2 protein-coding genes are annotated in these 1,237 nt (G+C 50.2%); one reads left to right on the top strand and one right to left on the bottom strand.

What is annotated here, in order from left to right:
* A partial coding sequence (locus Q0238_RS05580; protein WP_297943762.1) for a HisA/HisF-related TIM barrel protein occupies positions 1 to 635 on the bottom strand: 635 nt, incomplete at its 3' end.
* Between the two features lie 90 nt (positions 636 to 725).
* Here Q0238_RS05580 and Q0238_RS05585 point away from each other — a divergent pair.
* Positions 726 to 1,237, top strand: a 512-nt coding sequence (locus Q0238_RS05585) for an rRNA adenine dimethyltransferase family protein (protein WP_297943765.1), incomplete at its 3' end; no start/stop codon positions are given.

The following is a 1,237-nucleotide window of genomic DNA, read 5'->3' on the forward strand; positions in this document are numbered from 1 at the left end:
CGCTCCTGCGCCTCTTTCGCCCAAGCAAGCGCATCCCTGCCGGTATCCAGTCTGCCGCCGTTTATAAACACGCTATAGCCGCAAAGCTCGCCGCCCCCCGCTAAAATTTCATCCTGCGAACTGCGTGAAGTCTCTCCAAAATTCTGTGCTTCGTTGCGTAAATTTGCGTTCAAATTCCGCGCCGCGCCATATAAATCGCCTAAATCGCCGCGCGAAATTTCACTAGAATTTCGTTTCGCGTCGATCGCGACGACGACGCATTGCGAGCCGAATTTATTCGCCGCTTCGTCTATCAAATTCGGATTTTTTATCGCAGCCGAGTTGAGGCTTATTTTGTCGCAGCCGACGTTTAGTAGGCGCGAGATGTCATCGATCGTGCGGATGCCGCCGCCCACGGTCAGCGGGATAAAAAGCTCGCGCGCGACCCGCTCTACGACATCCACGATCGTATCGCGCCCCAGATGCGACGCCGTGATGTCGAGGAAGCACAGCTCGTCCGCGCCCTCCTCGTTGTAGCGTTTGGCGACTTGCACCGGATCGCCCGCATCCACGAGATCTACGAAATTTACGCCCTTTACGACGCGTCCGTCTTTGACGTCGAGGCACGGGATGATCCGCTTTGCAAACTTGTTCACGGCGACCTTTCTTGGGTTAAATTTTATAATCTTAGCTAAATTTTACTTAATATAATGACTTTATAAGTAAAATTTGGCTAAGCTTCCTCGATGATTAGGGCGAAAAAAGAGTTCGGACAAAATTTTTTAAAAGACGAAGCCGTTTTAAGCAAGATCATCCAAGCGATCCCCGAGAGTGTACAGAATGTCGTTGAGATCGGGGCTGGCTTAGGTGATTTAACTCGTAAGCTTTTGGAATTTTACAGATCAAAAAGTTTCGAGATAGATGAAGATTTATATCAAATTTTAAGCGCTAAATTTGCACAGCAGATCGCTAGCGGCGAGCTTGAGCTCGTTTTGGGCGATGCTTTGCGGATTTGGCAGCAGCGGGGTCTTGGCTGCGGCGAATATTTTTTGGTCGCAAATTTGCCCTACTACGTCGCTACGAAGATGATTTTGCAAGCGATCGACGATGAGCTATGCAGCGGATTTTTAGTGATGATCCAAAAGGAGGTCGCTTTAAAATTCTGCGCCAAAGCCGGGCAGAGCGATTTTAGCGCTCTTTCGATCCTGGCCGATCTTGCGGGCGGCTGCGAGCTTCTATTCGACGTTGAGCCCGGCTG

This window comes from uncultured Campylobacter sp. (assembly GCF_938045775.1).
In the GTDB taxonomy this organism is placed as follows: domain Bacteria; phylum Campylobacterota; class Campylobacteria; order Campylobacterales; family Campylobacteraceae; genus Campylobacter_B.